Origin of the sequence: Stutzerimonas stutzeri SDM-LAC (assembly GCF_000235745.1) — a bacterium.
Classification (GTDB): Bacteria; Pseudomonadota; Gammaproteobacteria; order Pseudomonadales; family Pseudomonadaceae; genus Stutzerimonas; species Stutzerimonas stutzeri_H.
The window spans coordinates 26494-53099 of sequence record NZ_AGSX01000043.1 but is presented as its reverse complement, the minus strand read 5'-3'; the positions used below and the strand labels follow the sequence as shown (position 1 = coordinate 53099).

The window sequence follows — 26606 nt, the reverse complement described above, 5'->3', positions numbered from 1 at the left end:
CCGACACCGTTCGGCCGTGCCCGCCACCTGTCCGAGGGGCGCTGCAGCAGGGCGAAAGCCTGTTTTGGATCTAGCAAGCCACGCGGCTTATCTGTCGCGCCGCAGCAGATCCCAATCAGGTATCACCTGTCAGGCTCGGACAGGGCGTTAACCATACGCATCAACGGCGCCCATTCGCACAAAACGAATGGAGAACTCTTCAATGAGCGCTGTCATGACGCCTGCCGGTTTCAACGATTTCAAGGTCGCCGACATTTCCCTGGCCGACTGGGGTCGCCGCGAAATCATCATCGCCGAATCGGAAATGCCCGCCCTGATGGGCCTGCGCCACAAGTACGCCGGCGAGCAGCCGCTCAAAGGCGCGAAAATCCTCGGCTGCATCCACATGACCATCCAGACCGCCGTGCTGATCGAGACGCTGACCGCCCTCGGCGCCGAAGTACGCTGGTCCAGCTGCAACATCTTCTCGACCCAGGATCAGGCCGCCGCCGCCATCGCCGCCGCCGGCATCCCGGTCTTCGCCTGGAAAGGCGAGACCGAAGAAGAATACGAGTGGTGCATCGAGCAGACCATCCTCAAGGACGGCCAGCCGTGGGACGCCAACATGATCCTCGACGACGGCGGCGACCTGACCCAGATCCTGCATGACAAGTACCCGCAGGTACTGGAGCGTGTTCACGGCGTCACCGAAGAAACCACCACCGGTGTGCATCGCCTGCAGGACATGCTGAAGAAAGGCACCCTGAAGATCCCGGCGATCAACGTCAACGACTCGGTCACCAAGAGCAAGAACGACAACAAGTACGGCTGCCGTCACAGCCTCAACGACGCCATCAAGCGCGCTACCGACCACCTGCTCTCTGGGAAACAGGCCCTGGTGATCGGCTATGGCGACGTGGGCAAGGGCTCAGCGCAGTCGCTGCGCCAGGAAGGCATGATCGTCAAGGTCTCGGAAGTCGATCCAATCTGCGCGATGCAGGCCTGTATGGACGGTTTCGAGCTGGTCTCCCCCTACAAGGACGGTCTCAACGACGGTACTGACGGCTGTATCGACACCGCACTGCTGGGCAAGATCGATCTGATCGTCACCACCACCGGTAACGCCAATGTCTGCGACGCCGGCATGCTGAAAGGCCTGAAGAAGCGCGCCGTGGTGTGCAACATCGGTCACTTCGACAACGAGATCGACACCGCCTTCATGCGCAAGAATTGGGCCTGGGAAGAGGTCAAGCCGCAGGTGCACAAGATCCACCGCACTGGCGCTGGCAGCTTCGATGCACAGAACGACGACTACCTGATCCTGCTGGCCGAAGGCCGTCTGGTGAACCTGGGCAACGCCACCGGTCACCCGAGCCGAATCATGGACGGTTCGTTCGCCAACCAGGTGCTCGCGCAGATCCACCTGTTCAACGAGAAGTTCGCTGACCTGCCGGTCGTCGAGAAGACCAAGAACGTCACCGTGATGGTGCTGCCGAAGAAGCTCGACGAGGAAGTCGCAGCCGAAATGGTCAAGGGCTTCGGTGGTGTCATCACCCGTCTGACGCCGACCCAGGCCGAGTACATCGGCGTGGAAGTCGAAGGTCCGTTCAAGCCAGACTCTTACCGCTACTAAGACCGCCGGAGGCCGGAAGGCTGGAGGCTGGACGAAATGATCCAGCCGCTAGTCTCCAGCCTTTGTCGATGAAGGAAGTCTCGGGCAGCGTGCTGTCCGACAGCCCCTGGATTTGTCATGAGCAAACCCCAATCGAAACCCGCCATCAGCTTCGAGTTCTTCCCCACCAAGACCGACGCTGGGCATGAAAAATTGATGGTCACCGCGCGCCGGCTGGCCGAATACAAGCCGGACTTCTTTTCCTGCACTTACGGTGCGGGTGGTTCGACCCGCGACCGCACCTTGAACACCGTGCTGCAGCTCGACGGCGAAGTGAATGTGCCGACCGCACCGCACCTCTCCTGTGTCGGCGATAGCAAACAGGAACTGCGCGAGCTGTTGAACCTGTACAAAAACGCCGGTATCAAACGCATCGTTGCGCTGCGCGGCGATCTGCCATCCGGCATGGGCATGGCCAGCGGCGAGCTGCGCTATGCCAACGAGCTGGTGGAGTTCATTCGCAGCGAAACGGGCGATCATTTCCACATTGGAATCGCGGCGTACCCGGAGATGCATCCGCAGGCGCGCAACTTCGAGGACGACCTGGCCAACTTCGTGCGCAAGGCCAAGGCCGGGGCTAGTAGCGCCATCACCCAGTACTTCTTCAACGCCGACTGCTACTTCTACTTCGTCGAGCGCGTGCGCAAGCTGGGCGTAGAGACGCCGATCGTCCCGGGCATCATGCCGATCACCAACTACAGCAAGCTAGCGCGCTTCTCCGATGCCTGCGGTGCGGAAATCCCGCGCTGGGTGCGCAAGCAGCTGGAGTCCTATGGCGATGACATGGAAAGCATCCAGGCCTTCGGCGAGCAGGTAATCAGCGAGATGTGCGAGGAGCTGCTGACCGGCGGTGCGCCGGGCTTGCACTTCTATACCCTGAACCAGGCCGAACCCAGCCTGGCGATCTGGAACAACCTCAAGCTGACCCGCTGAATCATCGATCCGGCTCCCTGCAGAAACAGGGAGCTGGTCAATGAACCTGCGAACTGCCACACTGTCCTACCAATGCGGTGGTAACAGGCTCTGTTATACTCCGCGCTTCCGCCAGGCTTACGCCCGGATGTCAGCATCTTCCAATGCGGCAGGACCGGACGGGATCGCACGCCAGTCGCGATTCGAGCCAGGCATGACCATCCCAGGGCATCGCCCTATACAAGACAGGATTACTCATGTCCTTTGCTTCCCTCGGTCTCTCCGAGGCTTTGGCCGGTGCCGTCGAGGCCGCCGGTTACACCCAGCCTACACCGGTGCAACAGCGGGCCATCCCCGCCGTGTTGCAAGGCCGCGACCTGATGGTCGCCGCACAGACGGGAACCGGCAAGACCGGTGGTTTCGCGCTCCCCGTTCTCGAAATCCTCTTCCCGGGTGGCCATCCCGATCGCGAACACCGCCACGGCCCACGACAGCCGCGCGTACTGGTGCTGACGCCAACACGCGAGCTGGCCGCCCAGGTTCATGACAGTTTCAAGCTGTACGCCCGCGATCTGCCGCTGAAAAGTGCCGTCATCTTCGGCGGCGTCGGCATGAATCCGCAGGTCCAGGCGATTGCCAAGGGTCTTGATGTGCTTGTCGCCTGCCCTGGCCGCTTGCTCGACCTGGCCAACCAGAAAGCCGTCGACCTGTCGCATGTCGAAATTCTGGTGCTCGACGAAGCCGACCGCATGCTCGACATGGGCTTCATCCATGACGTCAAGAAGGTGCTGGCCAAGCTGCCGACCAAGCGCCAGAACCTGCTGTTCTCGGCGACTTTCTCCAAGGACATCACCGATCTCGCCAGCAAGCTGCTGCACGAGCCAGAAAAAATCCAGGTCACCCCGCCGAACACGACGGTCGAGCGTATCGAGCAACGGGTATTCCGCCTAGCTGCCTCGCACAAACGCGCCCTGCTGGCCCACCTGATCACTCAGGGCGCCTGGGAACAGGTGCTGGTGTTCACCCGCACCAAGCATGGCGCCAACCGCCTGGCTGAATACCTCGACAAGCATGGCCTGCCGGCGGTCGCGATTCATGGCAACAAGAGCCAGAACGCGCGCACCAAGGCGTTGGCCGACTTCAAGGCCAACCAGGTACGTGTCCTGGTCGCCACCGATATCGCCGCACGCGGCCTGGATATCGATCAGCTGCCCCATGTAGTCAACTTCGAGCTGCCGAACGTCGAGGAAGACTACGTTCACCGTATCGGTCGTACCGGCCGTGCCGGACGCAGCGGTGAGGCCATCTCGCTGGTGGCTCCCGACGAGGAAAAGCTGCTCAAGGGCATCGAGCGAATGACCAAGCAGAAGATCCCGGACGGCGATCTGATGGGCTTCGATGCCAGCACCATCGAGGCGGAAAAGCCCGAAGTTCGTGAGCCACGCCAGCCGCGGCCTGCCCGCAACAGTGAACGTAAGCCTCGGGGCGAGCGCGCCGCGAAAACCACCGAAGCTGCAGCCGGCGAGCCGAAAGCGGGCGACCGCAACCGTCGTGGACGCAACAAGCCGCGCAATGCGCGTCCTGCGCAGGGCGCGACAGAGCAGGCGGCTGGGGCGCCAGTGAGCCGTCCGCCTCGCCTGCCAAATGATCGCGATCCGGAAGTGTTTCTCGATGATGAAGTCGACAACTTCGGTAACAGCATCGACTACGTCAGCCCGTACCAGAACAAGCAGGGACGTGGCCGCCGCCCCGGCGCCCCAGCTCAACCCGGTGGCCAACCACGTGCCGCGGCAGCGCCGCGCAGCGGCACCGGCGCTCAGGGCAAAGGCAAGCGCCAGGGGCAATCGACCCGTGGCGGTCAGCCACGCCGCAAGAATGAAGGACGCCGCATCGACGGTGGCAACGGTGGCGCTCGTCGAGACATGGCGGAGAAGCCGAAGGAAAAGCAGCCGGTCATCATCCACAAGGAGTCGAAGCTGGATCGATTGCCCAGCCTCGATCAGTTGGAGCAGCTTCCGACCAAGCCTCGCGGTGAGAAGCCGGCATTGCTGACCCGCAATCGCTGAAAATGCAGCACAAACAACAACGCCGCCCTCAGAGGCGGCGTTGTTGTTTGTGCACTAGCTCGGCAAGAACACCATCGAACGACGGCAAGCGCGGTTAAGCATCCTCAACCCTGCCCTGGGATAGCCTCGGTCTGGGCATCCCAACCGCCGCCCAATGCCTTGAACAGCTCGACCTCGCTGACCATCTGCGCCAGTCGGTCGCTGATGAATTGCTGCTGAACTTCGAACAGCTGCCGCTGTGCATCGAGTAGGGTCAGGTAGCTGTCCACACCGGTGCGGTAGCGGCGTTCGGCAAGGCGGTAGTAGTCCTCGCTGGTCTCCAGCAGATCGCGCTGAGCCTGCACTTGGCGAACATAAGTCGCCTGCGCGGCCAGTCCGTCCGCCACTTCACGGAAGGCTGTCTGGATTGCCTGCTCATACTGCGCCACCTGGATGTTGCGACTGATCTCGGCATAGTCGAGGTTGGCACGCAGCTGCCCGGCGTTGAAGATCGGTACACTGATGCTCGGGGCGAAGTTCCAGTAGCTGGAGCCGCCATCGAACAGCCCGGACAGCTCTCTGCTCGCAGTACCCACCGCACCGGTGAGGCTGATGCGTGGAAAGAATGCCGCCCTCGCCGCACCGATATTCGCGTTGGCGGCACGCAGCTGGTATTCAGCTTGAATGATGTCCGGACGTTTATAGAGCAGGTCCGACGGCAGCCCCACCGGAACCGCCGCCAACAGGTCGCGCTCCAGCCGACCATCAGCCGGCAACTCCAACGGAATATTGCGACCAAGCAGCAGCGTCAGGGCGTTTCGATCCTGGGCCACCTGGCGGGTGTAACGCTCGATCCCTACCCGTGCGGTATCGACCGCGCTGCGCGCCTGGCTTAGTTCGAGTGCTGAGGCTACGCCAACATCGAAGCTGCGCTGAGTGAGCGAGAGGCTTTCTTCGAAGGCCTTAAGCGTGTCGCGGCTCACCAGCAATAGAGCCTGATCGGCCTGCAAGGTCAGCCAGGCATTAGCCACGCTGGCAATCAGGCTGACCTGCGCGCTCCGCTGCGCCGCCTCCGTGGCGAAGTACTCCTGCAATGCCTGCTCGCGCAGACTGCCCAGACGCCCGAACAGATCGAGCTCCCAGGACACTCCGAGCGTCGCACTGTACTGGCTGCTGATGGCGCTTTCGCCCGTCTGGTTGAGATCACCCGGCGTTCGAGTGCGATTGCCGGCTGCATCGCCGCTTACCACCGGCAGCACATCGGCTCGCTGTACGCGGTAAAGCGCGCGATAGGCATCGACGTTCAGTGCCGCGACACGAAGGTCACGGTTGTTCTCCAGCGCCACGCTGATCAACTGACGCAGCGCGGGATCCCTGAAAAAGGTCTGCCAGTCCATCTCCATCTGCGGCCCTTTCGCCGCACTGGCAGAGCCGATGTACGCCTCACCCTCAGGCCAGCTCGCCGCTGTAGGTGCGTCAGGCCGCTGGTAATCGGGGATCAACGAGCAGCCGCTCAGCGCTGCCAACAGCGCCAGGCTCAGTAGTGACTTGTTCATTGCGCCTCTCCGTTTTGCTCGTCACTGACGGTTTTCTTGCGCTTACCCAGGGAAGACACCAGGACATAGAACAGCGGCACCCAGAAAATCGCCAACACCATGGCGCTGAGCATGCCGCCGATCACGCCGGTACCGATTGCATGCTTACTGCCTGCGCCCGCCCCGCTGGAGATTGCCAGCGGAAGCACGCCGAGCATGAACGCCAGGGACGTCATCACGATAGGACGCAAACGAATACGGCAGGCTTCAACCGCAGCAGCGGTCAGTGTCATGCCTTGCTCATGCAGGGTCTTGGCGAACTCGACGATCAGGATCGCGTTACGTGCCGACAAGCCTACCGTGGTAAGCAGCCCGACCTGGAAGAAGACGTCGTTGGACAATCCGCGGCCCATGGTGAAGGCCAGCGCGCCGACAATGCCCAACGGTACAACCAGCATGACAGAGAGCGGAACCGACCAGCTTTCGTACAGTGCCGCGAGGGCAAGGAATACTACCAGTAGCGACAACGCATAGAGCGCCGGCGCCTGTGACCCGGACAAACGTTCCTCATAAGACTGGCCCGTCCATGAGTAACCGATGCCCGCCGGCAACTGCTCGGCGATCCGCTCAACCGCTGCCATGGCCTCACCGGAGCTGTAACCTGGTGCAGCCGCGCCCAGAATTTCCATCGCCGGCACGCCATTAAAACGCGTCAGCTTTGGCGGGCCATAAGTCCACTCACCCGTGGCAAAGGCGGTGAACGGCACCATCTCGCCCTCAGCATTGCGCACGTACCACTTTCCAAGGTCCTCCGGATTCATCCGCGAGGTAGGCTCGCCCTGCATGTAGACGCGCTTGACCCGCCCCCGATCAATGAAGTCATTGACGTAGCTTGAGCCCCAGGCAATGGAGAGTGAATCGTTGATCGCCGCCAGGGAAACCTGATGCGCACGCGCCTTTTCATCGTCAATGATCAGCCGATACTGCGGCTCGTCACGCATCCCGTTGAAGCGAACACCGGTGAGCGTCGGGTCCTCTGAGGCGAGCTGCATGAACTGGTCGCGAGCCTTGGTCAGCGCTTCGTGACCAAGCCCAGCCTGATCCTGCAGATACACGTCGAAACCGGTGGCATTGCCCAACTCCATGACCGCAGGCGGCGCGAAGGCGAACACCATGGCGTCACGAAGGCTGAAGAAGTAGCCCTGCGCACGCTGCGCCAGGTCGAATACGCCCTGCCCAGGCTCGGTCCGCTCTTCCCAGGGCTTGAGCATGATGAAGGCCATGCCTGAACTCTGGCCACGGCCGGCAAAGTTGAAGCCGGTAATGGTGAATACCGAGCGGACCGTCTCGCTTTCCTCGGTCAGCAGATAATCGCGCATCTGCTCGACGACCTCCTGCGTCCGATTCGCGGTCGATCCAGCCGGTGTCTGAACCTGTGCGAACAGCACACCCTGGTCTTCCTCTGGAAGGAACGCAGTAGGGATACGCGTGAACATCCAGATCATGATGCCCACGATGAGCAGGTACATCAGCAGGTAGGGCAATTTGCGCCGCAGCACAGCAACCACGCCACGCTCGTAGCGCAGTGTGCCGCGCTCGAAGGTACGGTTGAACCAGCCGAAGAAACCGCGCTTACCCTCGTGATCGCCGCTATGCGGCTTGAGGATGGTCGCGCACAGCGCCGGGGTGAAGATCAGCGCCACCAGCACCGAGAGCACCATGGCCGAGACGATGGTGATCGAGAATTGCCGGTAGATAACCCCGGTGGAGCCGCCAAAGAACGCCATCGGCAACAGCACGGCGGAAAGCACCACGCCGATACCCACCAGCGCGCCCTGGATCTGCCCCATCGACTTGCGCGTCGCCTCCCGTGCGGAAAGCCCCTCCTCGCGCATCACCCGCTCGACGTTCTCCACCACTACGATCGCATCGTCCACGAGCAGGCCAATGGCCAGAATCATGGCGAACATGGTGAGCGTATTAATGCTGTATCCGAATGTCAGCAGGACCGCGAAGGTGCCGAGAATCACCACCGGCACAGCCAGCGTCGGGATCAGCGTCGCCCGCAGGTTCTGCAGGAACAGGAACATCACCAGGAAGACCAGTACGAAGGCTTCCAACAGCGTATGCACAACGCCTTCAATGGACGCCGAGATCACCGGTGTGGTGTCGTAGGGGTAAACCACCTCGACGCCCGGCGGAAAGAAAGGCTCCAGCTCGGAAATGGTTTCGCGCACCGCATTTGCGGTATCGAGTGCGTTGCCGCCGGCGGCAAGGCGTATCCCCAATCCCGCGGCTGGCCGGCCGTTGTATTCGGCGCGGATCGCATAGCTTTCGGCGCCGAGTTCAACTTTTGCGACATCGCGCAGGCGTACCTGTGATCCGTCAGCATTGACCTTCAGCAAAATCTTTTCGAACTGCTCCGGCGTCTCCAGACGCGTCTTGCCAATGATCGTGGCGTTGAGCTGCTGGGTTTCTACAGCCGGCAAGCCGCCGAGCTGGCCGGATGAAACCTGAACGTTCTGCTCCTGTACCGCGGACCGGACGTCCACTGCCGTCAGTTGGTACTGCTGCAGTTTGGCCGGGTCGAGCCAGATGCGCATGGCGTACTGCGCGCCGAACACCTGGAAGTCACCGACACCCGGCGTGCGCGAGATCGGGTCCTGCACGTTGGCGACGATGTAGTTGGCCAGGTCGAAGTTGGTCTGCTGTCCATCCTTCGACACCAGCGCCACCACCATCAGGAAGTTGCGTGCCGATTTCGACACACGTATGCCCTGTTGCTGAACTGCCTGGGGCAGCAACGGCGTGGCGAGCTGCAGCTTGTTCTGGACCTGCACCTGGGCGATGTCAGGGTTGGTGCCCTGCTCGAACGTCACGTTGATGCTCATGCTGCCATCGGAGTTGCTTTCCGAGGAGATGTAGCGCAGCCCGTCGAGGCCATTGAGCTGCTGCTCGATGACTTGAACGACGGTGTCCTGGACGGTCCGCGCCGAGGCGCCCGGATAGTTGACCGATATCGATACGTTCGGCGGTGCGATGCTCGGATATTGGTTGACTGGCAGATTAAGGACCGCCAGCGCACCGGCGAGCATCAGCACCAGAGCAATCACCCAGGCGAAGATCGGCCGATCGATGAAGAACTTGGACATGTCTGGTTATTCCTTTTGGCCAGCAGCGGCTGTGCCAGCCTGGGCATCGCTCTGCGCGGCCTGCCGGACATTACCGGCTGGCTGCGGGTTGACCTCGACACCCGGACGAATGAACTGCAGGCCTTCGGTAATCAAGCGATCACCCGGCTGCAGACCTTCGCTGACCAGCCAGCGATTGCCCACTGCCCGCTCGGTCTTGATCTTGCGCAGTTCGACCTTATTGTCGGCACCAACAACCATCGCCGTCGGCTCGCCACGAGCGTTACGGGTCACGCCTTGCTGAGGCACCAGCAAGGCCTGCTCACGCACACCTGCGAGCAGCCGCGCATGGACGAACATTCCGGGCAGCAGGTTTTTTTCAGGGTTTGGGAACTTGGCGCGGATGGTGACCGAGCCCGTCCCTTCGTCCACGGCCACCTCGGCAACTTCCAGCGTACCGTCATGCGGATACTCGGAACCGTCTGAAAGGATCAACCGAGCCTTCGCCGCGCTGTCACTGGCCTGCTGCAGCCGGCCGCTTTCCAGATCACGCCGCAGGGCGATCAAATCCTGCACCGGCTGGGTCACATCGACATAGATCGGATCAAGCTGCTGGATAGTCGCCAGTTCCTGCGCCTGACCATTGCTGACCAGCGCACCCTCCGTCACGGCAGAGCGGCCGATGCGTCCGGAGATGGGCGCGAGCACCTTGGTATAACGCAGATCGATTTTCGCCCGTTCGAGCTCGGCCTGCGCCTGCAGCGACGCGGCCCGAGCCTCATCATAGGCCTGCTGGCTCACCGCCTGCTCCTCGACCAGCAACGCATAGCGATCCGACAACGACTTGGCCGAGACCTGCTTCGCCTGAGCGCTTTTCAAGGTCGCCTCGTAGACCGCCGGATCAATCTGATAGAGCTGCTGCCCCTTTTTCACTTCGCTGCCTTCGTTAAACAGGCGCTTGTGAATAATCCCGTTTACCTGCGGACGGACTTCGGCGACACGGAAAGCTGTGGTTCGGCCCGGCAGTTCGGTGGTCAGCTCGAACGGCTCGGCGCCGAGCGTCACAATGCCTACCTGAGGAGCCGGCTGCTCTGCCGGCGCCGCCGCTTGTTCTTCCTGGCAACCGCTGAGCAGCGCCGCAGCAATAGAGAAACTGAGCACAGCAGCACGGGCTGACTTTATAGACATCGAAAGCGACCTCATTGAACAGGTAGCCCAGAGCAGAACAGCCCGGGCGGACTCGAATGGCAGAATGCGAGGAATATACTTACATTCAAGACTGTCTGTAAACAGTCGATCAGCTCTCCAGTGCTCTATTGTGCCCATTGCACAAGCCATTCGAGTAAGCAGCCCGGCTTCTCTAGAACGACGGTAGCTGGGCGCAGAAACCAGAACGCCGGCTTACGCCGGCGCCCGATGAACTGCGTTTGGTTACTGACGCACACCTTCCACCGAGATGATCAGATCAACAGTCTGCGAAGCTGGACCCAGGTCCATCTTGATGTCGAAATCTTTCAGCTTGAGCGTCGTCGTACCTTCGAAGCCTGCACGGTAGCCGCCCCATGGGTCCTTGCCTTCACCGAGGAACTTGGCCGCGATGACCACGGGCTTGGTAACACCATTTAGCGTCAGGTCGCCGGTGATATCCGCAGTGCCGTCACCGGTTGGCTTGACTGATGTGGACTCGAAGGTCGCCGTTGGGTGCTCAGAGACGTTCAGGAAATCTTCGCTGCGCAGATGCTTGTCACGCTCGGCGTGGTTGGAGAAAACGCTGTCGGTCTGCAGGGTGACCTTCACGCTGCTCGCTTCCGGCTTGGCCGCATCGAAGCTAAAGTTGCCGTCGAACTCCTTGAAGGAGCCCCACAGCCAGCTGTAACCGAGGTGGCTGATTTTGAAATTGACAAAGGCATGCTGGCCTTTGGTGTCGATCGCGTAGTCAGCGGCAAGCGCCTGACCAGCAAGCATCATCGAGCCCAGGGCCAGTGCAGCAAAGCGTTTCTTCAACATTTAATTTTCCTTTTTCGAGGTTTGTCAGGCATCGGCGCGTCCGATCATTCGCTTGAGCGTCGGGTCGCGATCGATGAAATGGTGCTTGAGAGCCGCCAGCGCATGCAGACCGGAGAGAATCACCAGCCCCCAAGCGAGGTATTCGTGGAGCAGGCCGGCTATGTCTTCCTGGTCCGGAATCGATGTGATCAGCGCAGGCACTTCGAACCAGCTGAACACGCTGATACCACGACCCTCAGCCGTGGATATGAGGTAGCCGGAAATCATCACCGCGAACAGGCCAAGGTAAAGAACACCGTGACCGACCTTGGTCGCCAGCCGCGTTATTCGACTATGGTTCGGGACGGGCGCTGGGCCGCTGTTGAGGAATCGCCAGACAACGCGCAAGACCATCAACGCCAGCAGGAGCAGGCCGACGCTCTTGTGTATGTCCGGTGCAGTCCGATACCAGCTGCTGTAATAGGTCAGCCCGACCATCCAATAGCCCAGCGCAAACAGCCCAACCACAGCAGCCGCTACCAGCCAGTGCATCGTGATGCTGACCAGACCGTAGTTGCTGGAAGTGTTTCGCCATCGCATTGTTAAAAGTCCCGAGTTGATGAACGCGCTTAGCCTAACGGCTAACAGATCGAAATGAATCGCATTTTTTCGTTTCAAAATATCGGCCTGGTAGATAGATCACCTCCGCCAATCAGACCGCAGGCCGGTTTCTGCTAGGCTGCGCCGATGCCTATGCCGAGGAGCAACGATGAGCCTGAACGACAGCTGGATGCAGCGTGACCTATCCGTACTCTGGCACCCCTGCACCCAGATGAAAGACCACGAGCAGCTGCCGCTGATCCCGATCCGACGTGGCGACGGTGTGTGGCTTGAGGACTTCGATGGGAAGCGTTATCTCGACGCCGTCAGCTCCTGGTGGGTCAATGTGTTCGGGCACGCCAATCCGCGTATCAATCAGCGCATCAAGGATCAGCTCGATCAGCTCGAGCACGTCATGCTTGCCGGCTTCAGCCACCAGCCGGTCGTAGAGCTGTCGGAACGGCTGGTTAATATCACGCCTGCCGGGCTTGATCGGGTGTTCTACACCGATAACGGGTCGACCGGCATCGAAGTCGCGCTGAAGATGAGTTTCCACTATTGGCGCAATATCGGCTGCCCGGACAAGCAGCGGTTCGTCACCCTGACCAACAGCTACCACGGCGAAACGGTTGCGGCCATGTCTGTGGGCGATGTCGCACTGTTTACCGACACCTATAAGCCGCTCCTGCTGGACACCTTCAAGGTACCGAGCCCGGATTGCTACCTGCGCCCGGACGGCGTGAGTTGGGAAGAACATTCGCGCACCATGTTCGCCCAAATGGAACAGACGCTGGCCGAGCATCATGGCGAGATTGCCGCAGTGATCGTCGAACCCCTGATTCAAGGTGCAGGCGGTATGCGCATGTACCATCCGATCTATCTCACGCTGCTGCGCGAGGCCTGCGACCGCTACGATGTGCATCTTATCCATGACGAGATTGCGGTTGGCTTCGGCCGCACCGGCACCATGTTTGCCTGTGAACAGGCCGGCATCACGCCGGATTTCCTCTGCTTGTCTAAAGCCCTGACCGGCGGTTACCTGCCGATGGCAGCCGTGCTGACCACAGACAAGCTGTACCAGGCGTTTTACGACGACTACGCCACCTTGCGCGCCTTCCTTCATTCGCATACCTATACCGGCAACCCGCTGGCCTGCGCAGCGGCTTTGGCCACGCTGGATATCTTCGAACAAGACAATGTCATCGAAGCCAACAAGCGACTGGCAGCACGCATGGCAACAGCCACGGCTCACCTAAGCGATCATCCGAAGGTTGCCGAGGTGCGCCAGACCGGAATGACGCTCGCCATCGAAATGGTCCAGGACCGCGCCAGCAAGACGCCCTATCCATGGCAGGAACGTCGCGGCCTGAAGGTATACCAACACGCGCTACAGCGAGGTGCGCTGCTGCGCCCGCTAGGTAGCGTTGTGTATTTTCTACCGCCGTACACCATCACCGAGGAACAGATCGACTTTCTTGCCGAGGTCGCAACCGAGGGCATCGACATTGCGACACGAGCAGATATCAGCGTTACGGTCCCAGCAGGCGCGCCGGATGAATTTCGTGATCCCGGTTAGCCGGTTGAGGTTACCGGCGCGCCCGGTTGGCCATTAAACTCCCTCTCCCTTTCTATCCCGTAGCCAGCCATGCGCCTTTCCCGCTTTTTCATCGACACGCCATTATCGCTTGGCCTCCAGCAGCTACCGGAGGCCTCCGCTCACTACATCAGCCGAGTACTACGGTTGAACGTAGGTGCAGCCGTACAGCTCTTCGATGGCAGCGGCGCGGAATATCGCGGCGAACTCACCGAGGTGGGCAAGAAGCAGGTGGCGGTAACGCTGCGCGAACAATTCGCCGGGCTGCCGGAATCGAGGCTGCACATTCATCTCGGCCAGGGCCTGTCGCGGGGCGAACGGATGGACTGGGCAATCCAGAAAGCGACCGAGCTAGGGGCTGCGGAGATCACACCGATCATCAGCGAGCGCTGTGAAGTCCGCCTGAAGGATGAGCGGGCCGATAAGCGCCTGGCGCACTGGCGTCAGATCGCCGTAAGCGCGTGCGAGCAGTGCGGTCGTTCGGTCATTCCGATCATCCATCCGCCAACACCGCTACAGGAGTGGATCAAGCTGGAAGCGGAGTTGAAGCTGGTCTTGCACCCTGTGGCTGAACCGCTATCGGCACATAAGCCGCCAGCCACGCTAGCGTTTCTGATCGGCCCCGAAGGTGGCCTGAATGACGCCGAGATCGGGCAGGCGCGTAGCGCCGGATTTCAACCGGCCCGACTGGGACCACGAGTGCTACGCACCGAGACCGCACCGGTGGTAGCGCTTAGTCTCGCGCAGCAACTTTGGGGCGATTTCCAGCCGGGCGCATGAATGAAATACGGAGGGTGGCTGACCAGACGGCTTCCCGCACCGCCGGCTTGACCCTACTCAGATCAGGCCAGCATCCGCCAGTTTCTGCTCCAGCGCGATGAGGTCCGGTATGCGCGCCTGAACGTCACCGAGATTGACCGCGTCCAACTCCAGCGGCGCGAGCGTGACGTCCGAGCGCGCCAAGCTTGGATCAACCTTGACCGAGCGTGGAATGCCCTGAACGAGCAAAGCGATGAACTTGACGTGATCGCGGCCGCCCAAGGCGTTGAGCACGGCCACACGTGCCCTTGGGCCCGTTTCAGGCTGACCGCCGGATGCCGCCTCAAACGACAGAAGAGGCAATGTCAGATCTCTCCAGGACACCTGCCCAAGAAACCAGGATGGGTTACCGTGCGCTGAATTAGGAGCGCGATATGGAATCAGCTCGGCAACCGCAACGTTGGGTAACAGCAGCGTACGGTCGGCCAAGGGAACCAGCAGCCCGGTCAGGCTGGCAGAAGCATTTTGCGTAATAGCGGATTGGCTCATGGGTTATCCAGTTGCAGAGCGGCAACAGGCTGGCTGGCCTGCTGCGCAAAGTGATTGACCATAGCCTGAGCCAGTTCGCGCGGATCGCCGCTGAGCGAGCTATAGCCGCCCTCGCGCAGGCTGTCGGGCATGCTCGAGCAGACGCAGGAGTCGGCACGCTGAGTCCAGACCCTGCCGCCCTGACGTAGAACATACGCGGCTGCAGCACTGCCATCGCTGCCCATGCCGCTGAAGACGATGACACCACAGCGGTTACCGAACTGCTGCGCCAGATTGAGCATCATCTGATCCACCGACGGGCTGTAAGGCTCCGGCCAGCTGCGCCCGGAGAGCAGCATGGCGCCGTCCTTGCCAAAGCCCATTTCTTCGCTGACAGGTGCCACCACAACTTCGCCACAACGAATCGAGTCGTTTGCCCGGCTTTGATTGACGCTCCACTCACTGTGTCGTCCCACCGCTTGCGACAGGGCCGACTCGAAGCTTGCCTCGATATGCTGGGCGTAGACAAAGCCAACCGGCAGCCCTACCGGTAAGGCATCGAGAAAAGCTTTTACCGCCTCGGGGCCACCCAGCGACGCAGCCAGCAACCACACCTCGCGGGCAGGCTCGCCGGACGCCGAATCAGCCGCAGCCAGTAGCGCGCCAGGCAACGTCAGACGAGTGGCACGTTCCGCTTCTCCGCGAAGCACTTCAAGGCGCGGACCCACTACCCGGGATGGGTCGCCGACCAACCGCTTCAGCTTGCCAAACATGCGCCGTTCCCAGCGCGGATAATGCTCGGAGTGCCGCTCCGGTGCGTGCCCCTCGCCGAACAGCACCGGACAGCTGTCCCGCTCGAGCAAGGCATTGACCAGCGGAGAGTCTTCCGTCTGCGCCAGGTCGACAAGCCACAGATCAGCTTGCGCCGCCATGAGGTCGGCTTCCTCAATCCGTGCCGGGTCGCAATTGAGTACGACGGTGTAACCGTTTGCGCTCAGAGCCTGCTGCAGCACATGGCGTTGCAGCGAGGTGTCTGCGATCACCCCAATGCGCGCGAGGCTGACTTCACTCATGACGGGCGACCAACTGCTGGATCGTCTCAAGCAGCAGCGATTCCTGATAGGGCTTGCCCAGATACTCGTTGACGCCAATGGCCATGGCCCGATCCCGGTGTTTATCACCGGTACGCGAGGTGATCATGATAATTGGCAGGTCCTTCAGATGCTCATCGTGGCGCACCAGCGTTGCCACTTCGAAGCCATCCATTCGCGGCATCTCGATATCCAGCAGAATGATGTCCGGCTTACGCTCCTGCAGCTGCGTAATCGCGTCGACACCGTCCTTGGCCGTCAGCACGTTCATTCCGTTCCGCTCGAGGAGACGGCTGGTGACCTTGCGCACAGTTACCGAGTCGTCCACCACCATCACTAAGGTCGGCCGATCGACTTCAACCTCGGCCGGTTCCTCGTCGCCCAACAGGCGCAATGGCTGCTGCTGGGTAAGCAGGTGCGCATGCAGGACTCGAATCGTCGCGAGCAGGTCGAGGATCACCACCACCCGGCCATCGCCGAGGATGGTCGCGCCGGAAATACCCGGGACAGTGGCAAACTGCGGGCCCAGGCCCTTCACCACAATCTCGCGGGAGCCGGCGAGGCTATCGACCTGTACCGCTACACTGTGCTCGTTCGAACGCACCAGGATCACCGGTAACGGCAGGCTTTGCCCGACCAGTTTGGGTCGCTGACCGTTGTTCAGCAGCTCGCCGAGGTAGCGCAACTCATAGGTCTGGCCAGCGTATTCGAAGCGCGACGCCCCAGGCTGGTAATAGGCCTCGAGTTCGTACGGCGATACGCGCACGATACCTTCGATAGTGTTGAGTGGGATCGCATAAAGATCCTCACCGGAGTACACCATCAGCGCCCGGTTGACCGACACGGTAAATGGCAAACGGATCAGGAAGCGTGTTCCCTTGCCCAGCGTCGACTCGATGCTCATGGAGCCACCGAGCTGCTTGACTTCGGAGTGCACCACATCCATACCGACGCCACGCCCGGATATCTGGGTCACCTGTTCAGCTGTAGAGAATCCCGCCTCCAGGATGAACTGCAGCACATCATGGTCCGACAGTTCACTACCGGGCTGCATCAAGCCGCGCTCAATCGCCTTGCGACGGACGGCTTCGAGATTGATACCCGCTCCGTCATCGCTCAACGCCAGAACGATATCGCCGCCCTCGCGGCTCAGATCCAGACGAATGTTGCCCTGCTCGGACTTACCGGCCGCAACACGTTTGGTGCCTACCTCAATACCGTGGTCAACGGCATTGCGCAGCATGTGCTCCAACGGCGCAACGATGCGCTCGAGCACACTGCGGTCCATTTCACCCGTGGCGTTGCCGACATGGAATTCGACCTGCTTACCCAACTCACCAGCCACCTGACGAACGATTCGGCGCAACCGCGGCACCAAGCGATCGAAGGGGACCATGCGGGTGCGCATGAGGCCTTCCTGCAGTTCCGTGTTGACCCGCGCCTGCTGCAGCAGCAGGGTTTCGGCGTCGCGATTACGTGCGGCCAGGGTTTCCTTCAGATCCAGCAGGTCAGATGCGGACTCGAATAATGCCCGTGACAGCTGCTGCAGCTGCGAGTGACGGTCCATTTCCAGCGGATCGAAATCGTCGTATCCCGCACGCTCCGCCTCGGCCTGATAGCGGCTGAGAATTTGCGCCTGGGTCTCGGTATCCAGCCGCCGCAGCTGGTCGCGCACGCGTTCGATGGTGGCTTCCATCTCGCCCAACGTGAAGCCTACGTCACTGACCTGCTGCTCGACCCGTCCGCGGAAAATCGAGGTTTCACCCGCCAGGTTGACCAATCCTTCCAAAAGCTCAGCCGGTACTTTCACCAGCTCCTGCGGTGCGCGGCGCGATGCGGCATCCAGTGCGGCCTGCTCAGCGCGCCGGATGAATGGCAGGACCTTGGCCGGCGCACTGTTGACCGAAGCCTGAGCACTGGCGGCCACAATGGGGGTTTCGAGCATGATCACCGACGACTCAGGGTGGTCGTCCGGCTGGCTTTCCTGCAGCTGTCGGTCTGTCGCAAACTCAGGCTCAGCTATAAGCCGCGAGCGCATCGACTCGACCTCGTTGAGCAACGCGTCATAGCCGCCCTGCACGTCCATGAACAGACTGTCGGTCCACGGGTTACCCTGCAGCTGCGCCTCGCTGAGACGTTGTTCCAGGTCGTGCGCCATATCGCCCAGGCGACCTTGCGCCGCCAACCGTGCACCACCTTTCAGCGTATGGAGCACGCGCATCATGTCGGCCAGAGGACCCGCGCTATCTCGCGTGGCTTCCCAGCGCTCGAGGGCGGTCTCCATTTCCTCCAGTAACTCGTCCGCTTCCTCGACGAAAATGTCCAGAATCTCAGCTTCGGCGGCACCTTGAGCAGCCTCTTCCGCTGCCTTCAGAGCAACGCTGCTGGGCATGCTCAACTGCTCGTCGGGGTTAGCCCGGAAACGCTGAATGGTCGCGATCAGGTCTTGTCCGTCCGGCAGTTCCCGGAATGCGCGTACGGCATCGAGCATCGCTGCGAGCCGGTCATGGCAGGTCTGTAGCAGGGTGAACAAAGTCTCGCTGGCGCGGTAGTGACCGGCGCAGAGTCCCTCGTACAGATACTCCAGTTCATGGGCTAGATCGCCGATCTCGCGGATATCGGCCATCCGCGCGCCGCCCTTCAAGGTATGCAGGTCCCGCTGCAGCGCTTCAATTTCAAAGCTGTTGCCGACATCTTCCATCCAACGCTGAAGCGATGCTCCGGCACGCTCGATGATGTCAAAGCCTTCTTCGAGGAAGATTTCAACGAGCTCGGGATCTCGGCTTTCCCAACGGACCTCACCGGTATCGCCTGAATCGGCCGCCGGGGTTGGCTCCTGTGACTCGGCTGGCTCGGGCTCTTCGGAAAGTTCTACAGCGGCCTGCGCCAATGGCTGATCCAACGCTTCAAACGCGAGCGCATCGTCCGCTGGAAGGCTGGCATCAAGGCCATCGGAGTCCGTGTCAGACCCACTCAAAAAGTCGTCAGGGGGCTCTGCAGCTTCGACCTGCTCAGGCAGCTCGGCAATGAGCCCAGCCCCCTGCGGGGCCGCGTTGGCCGTTGGCATTTCGTCGTCGGACGAAACAGCCGGGTCGAAGCTCGGCGCAACACCTTGCCGATACGCGCGAATCTGCTCGATGAGCCGCATAGCGGCACCCATTGGCTGGTGCGCCTGCAGCTGCTCAAGTTGCACCGCTAGCTGATCATGGCTGCGCAGCAGCAGCGTGGCGAGGTCATTCGTGTGTACGTAGCGCCCGTCTGAAAGCCCTTCATAGAGCGTCTCGAGCTCATGTGCCAAATCGCCGATCGGCCGAATCTGTGCCATGCGCGCGCCGCCTTTGAGTGTATGCAAGTCACGCAGCAAGGCCGATAACGCCAACTGGTTAGACGGGTCCCCTAGCCAGCGCTCCAGTGCACCACCAGCGCTCTCAAGCAGGTCGACGGCTTCGTCGAGAAAAATCTCGACCATTTCTCCGTCCAGCTCGTCCTCCACCGCAGGCTCGACAGGCCAGGCTTCGGCTTCGGCTTCGGCTTCGGCTTCGGCTTCGGCTTCGGCTTCGGCTAGAGGCTCGGGGGCACTGTCTGCCGAAGCAAAGGTGGCAGATGTATCTACGGAAACTTCGTCGAGCGGCTGTTCCAGCGTAAGCGGATCAATCGCCTCGGCAAGCAACTTCTCAAGTCTGGCCACTAGCTCGGGCTGGCCGGTCACCTGCAGGCCTGCCGCGACCTGATCCATCATCCCGACCAGGGCTTCATGTGCCTGTTCGACATCGTCGAAGAACCGAGCGCTGACCGCTAGACGCCCTTCCTGCACAACGGCATAGAGATCAAGCAGCACCTGACACAGTGTGTCGATCTGTGGCAACTCGGCCATCTGGGCGCCAAGTCCCAGCGTTGTCAACTCTTCCAACAACGCGGTCAATTCCTGCCGCTCGGCAGGATGCTCACGCCAGCTCTGCAGAAGCGCTTCGGCGTCTAGAAGAATGTTCATACCTTCCGACAGAAACAGCGCGATCATGCCAGGGTCGCGCGGCTCGCCGTGCTCTCTGTCACCTCGCTCGCTGGCGTCCGCCAGTCGGGCCTGATGCAACTCATGCACGCGAGCAATGAACGCTTGCGCTCCCTCGATGGGCGCCAGCGGCTTATGCTCGAGATTTTCCAATCCGCGTCTGAGCAACTGCTCTGCGGCATGTAGAAGTTCAGCCTCAGCCAGATCCATCTGAATCAGGTTGGCCTTGAACTCTTTGACCATTCTTTCCAACGGCGTGGCGATTTCCGCCATCGGCAGAATTCCGGCCATATGCGCACTGCCCTTGAGCGTGTGCAGCGCGCGCTGTAAAGGGTCGGTCACAGGTTGCGGCAGGCGCTGCGCGCAATCGGCAAGGAAATCGACAAGCGTGGCAAGATGCGCTTCAGCCTCGTTGCGGAATATTTCCAGCAACTGCGGATCCAGTACCTCTTCACCGACTTCTTCCCGGGCCTGCTCCTCAAGCGCGGCACCGCCCTCCGGGTCCGGTTCGGGCAACTGCCCTCGGGCCAAAGCGTGGGCGCTGGCGGCCAGGCGATCAACGTCGTCGCGCTGGCGTTGTGCCTTGGCTGCGAACTCTTCGACCAGTGCTGGCATCAGCGCTACCACATCACCCACTAGCTTCTTGACCGGCTCGCCTACCTCAATGCTGCGGTCAAGAACCCGATTGAGCAGGTTTTCGACAGCCCAGGCGAGTTCGCCAATGACCAACGCCCGGACCATACGCCCGCTGCCCTTGAGCGTATGGAACGCGCGCCGCACCTCGCCAAGCGCGTCCTTGTCCGAAGGATCTTCGCACCAGCGTGGCAGGTGCTCGGCAATGGTTTCGAGAACCTCGGCGGCTTCTTCGATGAACACTTCGAGCAAGTCATCATCGATTGCCTCCTCACCTTCAGGCGGCGGCAGCAGACTCGGTGGTACATCCCGCGCCGGAGGATTGATGGCGGTAACAGGCGCAACCATTACGTCTTGCATGGTCATAGCCGGTTCGTCGGGAACCGATTGCGCCATCAGGCCGGGTAGCAAGACTTCGGGCATATCGAGCGCGGCCATTTCAGCCTCGTTCCACTCCACCTCGTAGCCCAGCAAATCATTGGCAGGCCCTTCGGTGTCGCTCGTGACGTCCTCCGTCCCGACGGGATTTGCTTGCGTGGCTTCTGGCTCAGTCAGTTCAATGGTCTCTCCAGACCAGTCGAACGCTTCAGCCTCGGCCGCACTGTCGTTGGCCAACCCATCTTGGCTAGCCAACTCGGCATATGCCGACGAATGCGGTTCAGTCTGCGGTAAGTCTGATTCGGTCGAGCGCTGGTCCTGCATCTCAATGGCAGGCTCAAGCTCCGGAGCTGGCTCGAAGGACAGCACCTCGATCTCATCGAGCGGATCGGACAGTTCAAAAGCGCTCTCAGGGTTGGTTTCTTCAACCTCACTCGAAAGCTGCACGCTGAGCGGATAGCCCAACGCCTGCAAACTCTCTTCGGCGACGTCTAGAATCAGGTCGCCCTGCGAGCCGCAATCTTCGCTGAGACGCTCGAGGTAGTACTCGACGCTGGTTATTGCATCAGCAAGCGTATCCAGGCTTTGCCAGTCCGGAATCGCCTGCTTCGCGAGCAACTGTTCCTGAATGTAGCGGTTACAGGCATCCAGCAACGCTGCGGCTCGGGCAAGGGGAACCATCGCCAGTCCCCCACGGGATTGGGTCAGCAGTTCAGGAACGCGGGCCAGATGCTGATGGTTCCATTGGGAGGCGATGAACTCGATAATCGCGTCTTTCGCCTGCTCCAGTCCCGTACGCGCCTCACGGATAACCAAGCGATGAATCTGACCGACATCGGTGGTCGGGAGGTGACTTTCTTCACCTCGATGCTCGACTGCATTACCGCCGACCATGCCGGAGAGCGTCGCCTCGACATACAGCAGGGCACCGGCGACATCCATCAACGCCGCATCGTCAGGCTCCTGCTGCCCATTGGCCAGGGCTTCGACCAGACTGATCTGCTCCAGAATGATCCGCCGTGGCTGACCGAAACCGAGCACGGCGAGCGTGTCGGCAATCTGCTTCAGAGGCGGCTGCAGTGCGCCCACCTCCGTAAGTGTCATACGGTCGCTGCGTACGAACAGGTCCAGGCTATCCTTGACCCGAACCAGCTCCTCGCACAACGCCGCCACAACCGAGCGCATGGCGCCGCGATCCGGCCCCGCCAGCTGTGCCCGTTCTTCGTCGACCAAAGTGCTGTCGGGTAACGCATCATCCAGGCTGTACTCAGCCTTCAACGCCTGGATGCGCGGCGATTGGGCCGGCGCCTTGGCGATATAGAACAGGAGATTCTTGGTCAGCTCGTCAGGAGCCGCCTGATTGATGCCCTCAGCGCCCTGCGTAACCAGACGCTTCAGCTCTTTGTCGACCTGGCGTAACAGGTTCCGAACCGTGGTGCCATTTGCGACAGCGCCACTGGCAAGCCCCTCGACCACGCCGGACGCGATCTGCCACAGCGCGCCCAAAGGTGCATCCTTACAAAGCATTTCCAGACGCGCGAAAACTCGCGCCATGTAGCTTAAATTGGTCGCTAGATCCTGATTGCGAATGACCCCGACCAAGGCGACCTGCAGCATCTGCCGTAGCTTTCGCAACAGACCTGGCAAATCTTCGGTCTGCCGCTGCGCCAAAAACTCGCCCGATAAGGCCGGCGCCCGCGCGGACATGTTTGGCGAAAACAGGCTGGTTTCCGACAACAGCTTCTCGCCACGCGCCGCCCGGAGATCGTTGAGCAGCGGCAGCACAACCATGGGCAGATCGCGCCGAGCACTCTGGATACGATCCAGATAAACCGGCATTTGCAAAATCGCCTGCATGAGCACTTCAAGCGCTTCGGTCTGGCTGGCGACGCTTTCGTCTAACAGCGCGCGGGCAAGCTGCTCCATTTCCTCGGCAAGCAGTGCAGCGCCATAGAATTCAACCATCTGCAAGGTGCCTTGCACCTGATGCACGTAGGTCAGACAGAAGCGCATCCGCGTCGAGTCTTGCGGGTTTTCGACGAACGCTTCCAAGGCCTGCCGTGCCTGCTTCAGCGTTTCGGCAATCTCGCCTTTCACCCACTCCAGGGCGACATAATCGTGCCGATCACCCATAGCGACTCCGCTCATAAACATTTCCGGGTAAAGGCCAGAACCTGACTATCAGCCACCGGAACCAGCTCCGGGTGCTGCCAACCGACCACCTCACCCGCACCAATAACCAACAGCCCTCCCGGCGCCAGGCGCTCGGCAAGACGATTGAGGATTTCGCGGCGGCGCCAGCGACGGAAGTAGATCAATAGGTTCTGACAAAAAATGACGTCCACATCGGACATTGGCGCACTGGCCAACTCCAGCACGTTAAGTCGGGCAAAGCACACCCTTGCTGCCAGGCTGGGTACCACTCGGAAGCGATCATCCGCCAGCGCTTGGAAATACCGATCGCGCAAGCCGGGGTCCAGTTGCTCGAGCCGGCGACGAACATAGAGGCCGTCGCGCGAACGGTTCAAGGCGCTGAGACTGATATCGGTTCCTATCACACCGAAGTGTGTTTCGCCGCTGGTGCAGGTAAGCGCCTCGGCTGCACAAATCGCCAATGAGTAGGTTTCCTCGCCGCTCGCGCAACCGACGCTCCACAACGACCAGGGCCGCGTGGCGCCTCGCGACTCGACACGCTGCTTCATGTAAGCCGAAAGCACGGCAAATGACGGAGGGTGACGAAAAAAGCGGGTCTCCTGGACCGTCAGACGGTCCATCAGGGTGGACCATTCCACAGCGCCCCGGGGGCCGTCCGTGACCTGACGATAATAACTCGCGTAGTCCTGCGCCCCGACTTCGCGCATACGGCTGCTCAGATTGGTTTGAAGAAAGGTCCGACGCTGTTCGGTTACGACCATGCCAGAGCGTTCCTCGAGCAGGGCCTGCCAGTCGTTGAACTCTGCAGCTGACATATCAGCCAAGGGTCTCAGTGACCAATCAACACCTGGCTGCATGCCCTGCCCCTTATCCATGAACTTCCGCAGCGGCCCATTTCAGGCCGCTGCGCTCTCAAGTCAGGCCTGATCCTGCGCATCCGGCAAGGTAAAGCCGGATACCGAATGCCGCATCTCGTTGGCCATCTTGGCGAGGTTACCAATGCTCTTCGCAGTAGCGGTGGTACCCGACGAGGTTTGCGAGGTAATTTCCTGAATGACGTTCATGGTGTTGGAAATGTGACCAGCCGACGACGCCTGTTGGCGAGCTGCGTTGGAAATGTTCTGGATGAGCGCCGCAAGGCTCTTGGATACCTTTTCGATTTCTTCCAGAGCGACCCCTGCGTCCTGGGCCAGGCGAGCACCTCGTACCACTTCGGAGGTGGTCTGTTCCATGGAGATAACGGCTTCGTTGGTGTCGGTCTGAATAGTCTTAACCAACGCTTCGATCTGCTTGGTTGCTGCGGATGAGCGCTCCGCAAGACGCTGTACTTCGTCCGCAACGACCGCAAAGCCTCGGCCAGCGTCACCGGCCATAGAGGCCTGGATCGCGGCGTTCAATGCGAGGATGTTGGTCTGGTCGGCAATGTCGTTAATCAGGCTGACGATATCGCCGATTTCCTGTGAGGATTCACCGAGACGCTTGATTCGCTTGGAGGTGTCCTGAATCTGCTCCCGAATGTTATCCATACCGGTGATGGTGTTATGCACCACCTCGTTACCCTTGTTCGCGATGGCTACCGAACGCTCGGCTACCGCCGAGGACTCGGCGGCGTTGGCCGATACCTGGTCAATCGACACAGCCATCTCGTTGATCGCAGCCGACGCACCCGCAATTTCCTGAGCCTGATGCTCGGATGCCTCGGCCAGATGCATTGCGGTTGCCTGCGTTTCCTGAGCCGCACCGGACACCTGCACGGCGGTCTGGTTGATCGTTTCCACCAGGTCACGCAACTGGTCGATGGAATAGTTGATCGAGTCGGCGATGGCGCCGGTGAAGTCTTCGGTAACCGTGGCGGCTACTGTCAGGTCACCGTCAGCCAGGTCGCCAATTTCGTCAAGCAGACGCAGAATCGCAGTCTGGTTACGCTCGTTCTTTTCCGCGGTTTCGCTCAACCGACGACGGGTAACCTGAACCATGACCAGGCCGATCAGCAGAATCGAGGCAAGCGCCAAGGCACCAAGAACATAGCCAGCCAGGGTATTGATGTAGCGGGCTTCGGCACGGCTTTGCAGCCCCTGCGTCAGCTCGGATGTCTTGTCGAGCAAGGTCTGCGAGACCTCGAAAATGCTATTCGACGACTCTCGTACCTGGAACAGTTCCGGTGAGGTTTCCAGAATCTCGTCTACCGAACCCGATACAAACTGGAACAGCTCGGAAATTGCGGCCAGTCGGTCCAATGCTTCGACATCGCTGACCCGGCTGATTCCCATGGCCTCGTTGCCTTCGAGCATGGCGCTGAGTACCCGACCAAACAGGCTGGCGTCGCGACCAAACATGTCGGCCGCCTGTACAGAGTCCTGATCGCCAGAAAGCACCTTGTTGACCGAACCCAGAATACGTTCGGCGAGCAGAGATTGACGCTGCGCCACGGAAACCTGGGCGGCTGGGGCGCCACTTTCGAGAAGGATGTCCACGACCTCCTCATACTCGACCTGGAGCTGCGGAATGGTTTCGGCGAGGGTGGCTGCAACCTGATGCAAAGACAGTACGGTTTGCTCACTCGCAAGGATCGCGTCGGTGTTCTGCCGCAACGTATCCCAATCCTGCTGCACTGCCGCCACTTCAGACTGGAGCGAATCCGGCACTGCTGGCAGTCCAATGCGCTCATCGCCAAGGGAGAGATAGCCCCAACGCTCACTGAAGTCGTTGCGAGCATCTTTCAGCGAGTCGAATGCCTCGGGAGTACCGGTGGCCGCTTCAACCGCGTTCTTCGCAATGCGCTGGGAGAGAACTCGCAGCTCACCGGCGTGTCCAACGTACTCGTTATCGTAGTCGGCCTGTGTATTGATGTACGCGAAGTTCACGAACAGCAACACCATCGAAACGATCAGGAGGATAAACAGGCCGGCGATCAACGTATTGCTACGTACCCCTGCCAGCAATGCATTCGCGTTCATTTTTTTCATTTTTTCCGGCCCCCGCCTGGACCACCCTTACGTTTCCTTCCAAGAACCAAAAGGCCGGCATCAGCCGACCCCACCTAAATCAATACGCCACGTCCAGGAATGTCTGGTGCGCGGCAAGCGCATGCGGACTGAAGACCAGCCAGGGCTGCTCGCGCTGAAAGACACCGTGAATGAATGGTTGAATCGATGCCTCGACAGGAGGCAACTGTTCAGAGAAAGCATCTACCGGAAAATGTTGCATGCCGAACACTTCGTCGACCGTCAATCCCGCGAACACTTCCTGGTGATCCACCACCAACACACGACGTTGCTTGCGTAGCGGCGACAACTCAAGCCCGAGATAACCGCACAAATCCATGACAGGCAAAAGCCTACCGCGGACGTTGGCCACACCTTTAACCCAGGATTTAACACCGGGCAGCAAGGTATAGCGTGGCTCGTGGAGTATTTCGCCAACCTCCCCCATCGGGGCAACGAACAAACGCCCCCCCATTCGAAAACCGATGCCAGCCCAGGTCTGGATAGCTTCCTGCTGCGAAGGCAGACCAGCCGCCAACGCTCGGCAACGGGCGTCGATTTCCAGAAGTCGCTGAAAAGGCGTAAACGTATCCGACATGCTGGCAACTTCCCTTGT

Annotated in this window: 16 protein-coding genes and 1 riboswitch; of the genes, 5 read left to right on the top strand and 11 right to left on the bottom strand. The window is 60.6% G+C overall.

All coding sequences use genetic code 11. The features are described 5' to 3' along the window. The first annotated feature begins 27 nt into the window (after positions 1–27). Positions 28–179: riboswitch (S-adenosyl-L-homocysteine riboswitch) on the top strand. Positions 180–202: 23 nt separating this feature from the next. The 3 genes from ahcY to PSTU_RS0104265 all read left to right on the top strand — a co-directional run bounded on the left by ahcY (position 203) and on the right by PSTU_RS0104265 (position 4629). Beyond that, positions 203–1612, top strand: coding sequence for an adenosylhomocysteinase (gene ahcY / locus PSTU_RS0104275; RefSeq protein WP_019339806.1), 1410 nt, complete (start codon positions 203–205; stop codon positions 1610–1612). A gap of 117 nt (positions 1613–1729) precedes the next feature. After that, the gene (gene metF, locus PSTU_RS0104270) at positions 1730–2584 is read left to right on the top strand and encodes a methylenetetrahydrofolate reductase [NAD(P)H] (protein ID WP_019339805.1); all 855 of its coding nucleotides are present in this window, start codon (positions 1730–1732) and stop codon (positions 2582–2584) included. 236 nt (positions 2585–2820) lie between these two features. Further along, complete coding sequence (locus PSTU_RS0104265; protein WP_019339804.1) at positions 2821–4629, top strand: DEAD/DEAH box helicase; 1809 nt, start codon at positions 2821–2823, stop codon at positions 4627–4629. A 104-nt stretch (positions 4630–4733) separates the two neighbouring features. On the opposite strand, the gene adeC is transcribed toward PSTU_RS0104265, so the two are convergent. The 5 genes from adeC to PSTU_RS0104240 all read right to left on the bottom strand — a co-directional run bounded on the left by adeC (position 4734) and on the right by PSTU_RS0104240 (position 11860). Next, positions 4734–6164, bottom strand: coding sequence for an AdeC/AdeK/OprM family multidrug efflux complex outer membrane factor (gene adeC / locus PSTU_RS0104260; protein ID WP_019339803.1), 1431 nt, complete (start codon positions 6162–6164; stop codon positions 4734–4736). Further along, positions 6161–9295: an efflux RND transporter permease subunit gene (locus PSTU_RS0104255; protein ID WP_019339802.1), complete on the bottom strand. Its 3135-nt coding sequence runs from the start codon at positions 9293–9295 to the stop codon at positions 6161–6163. Before PSTU_RS0104255 ends, adeC begins: the two co-directional genes overlap by 4 nt. A 6-nt stretch (positions 9296–9301) precedes the next feature. Beyond that, positions 9302–10462: an efflux RND transporter periplasmic adaptor subunit gene (locus PSTU_RS0104250; protein WP_019339801.1), complete on the bottom strand. Its 1161-nt coding sequence runs from the start codon at positions 10460–10462 to the stop codon at positions 9302–9304. A 243-nt stretch (positions 10463–10705) separates the two neighbouring features. Next, positions 10706–11281, bottom strand: a complete 576-nt coding sequence (locus PSTU_RS0104245) for a YceI family protein (RefSeq protein ID WP_019339800.1) — start codon at positions 11279–11281, stop codon at positions 10706–10708. 24 nt (positions 11282–11305) lie between these two features. Further along, positions 11306–11860 (bottom strand): cytochrome b, encoded by a 555-nt coding sequence (locus PSTU_RS0104240; RefSeq protein WP_019339799.1) that lies wholly within the window; start codon positions 11858–11860, stop codon positions 11306–11308. 169 nt (positions 11861–12029) lie between these two features. Between PSTU_RS0104240 and PSTU_RS0104235 the strand changes: the two genes are divergently transcribed. Next, complete coding sequence (locus PSTU_RS0104235; protein WP_019339798.1) at positions 12030–13436, top strand: adenosylmethionine--8-amino-7-oxononanoate transaminase; 1407 nt, start codon at positions 12030–12032, stop codon at positions 13434–13436. A 69-nt stretch (positions 13437–13505) separates the two neighbouring features. Next, the gene (locus PSTU_RS0104230) at positions 13506–14234 is read left to right on the top strand and encodes a 16S rRNA (uracil(1498)-N(3))-methyltransferase (RefSeq protein ID WP_019339797.1); all 729 of its coding nucleotides are present in this window, start codon (positions 13506–13508) and stop codon (positions 14232–14234) included. A gap of 57 nt (positions 14235–14291) precedes the next feature. Here the strand turns inward: PSTU_RS0104230 and PSTU_RS0104225 are convergent, their stop codons facing one another. The 6 genes from PSTU_RS0104225 to PSTU_RS0104200 form a co-directional block, all read right to left on the bottom strand. After that, positions 14292–14762, bottom strand: a complete 471-nt coding sequence (locus tag PSTU_RS0104225) for a chemotaxis protein CheW (protein ID WP_019339796.1) — start codon at positions 14760–14762, stop codon at positions 14292–14294. Next, positions 14759–15814, bottom strand: coding sequence for a chemotaxis protein CheB (locus tag PSTU_RS0104220; RefSeq protein ID WP_019339795.1), 1056 nt, complete (start codon positions 15812–15814; stop codon positions 14759–14761). Before PSTU_RS0104220 ends, PSTU_RS0104225 begins: the two co-directional genes overlap by 4 nt. Next, on the bottom strand, positions 15807–22985 hold the full coding sequence (locus tag PSTU_RS0104215; RefSeq protein WP_019339794.1) for an Hpt domain-containing protein: 7179 nt from the start codon (positions 22983–22985) through the stop codon (positions 15807–15809). The genes PSTU_RS0104220 and PSTU_RS0104215 overlap by 8 nt, the downstream gene beginning before the upstream one ends. Before the next feature lie 11 nt (positions 22986–22996). Continuing rightward, positions 22997–23863 (bottom strand): CheR family methyltransferase, encoded by an 867-nt coding sequence (locus PSTU_RS0104210; protein WP_019339793.1) that lies wholly within the window; start codon positions 23861–23863, stop codon positions 22997–22999. Between the two features lie 60 nt (positions 23864–23923). Beyond that, positions 23924–25972 carry a methyl-accepting chemotaxis protein gene (locus PSTU_RS0104205; protein WP_019339792.1) on the bottom strand — a complete coding sequence of 683 codons (2049 nt, stop codon included), beginning with the start codon at positions 25970–25972 and terminating at the stop codon, positions 23924–23926. A 79-nt stretch (positions 25973–26051) separates the two neighbouring features. After that, entirely contained in the window at positions 26052–26588 is a 537-nt protein-coding gene (locus PSTU_RS0104200; RefSeq protein ID WP_019339791.1) for a chemotaxis protein CheW, read from the bottom strand. Positions 26589–26606 lie beyond the last annotated feature (18 nt).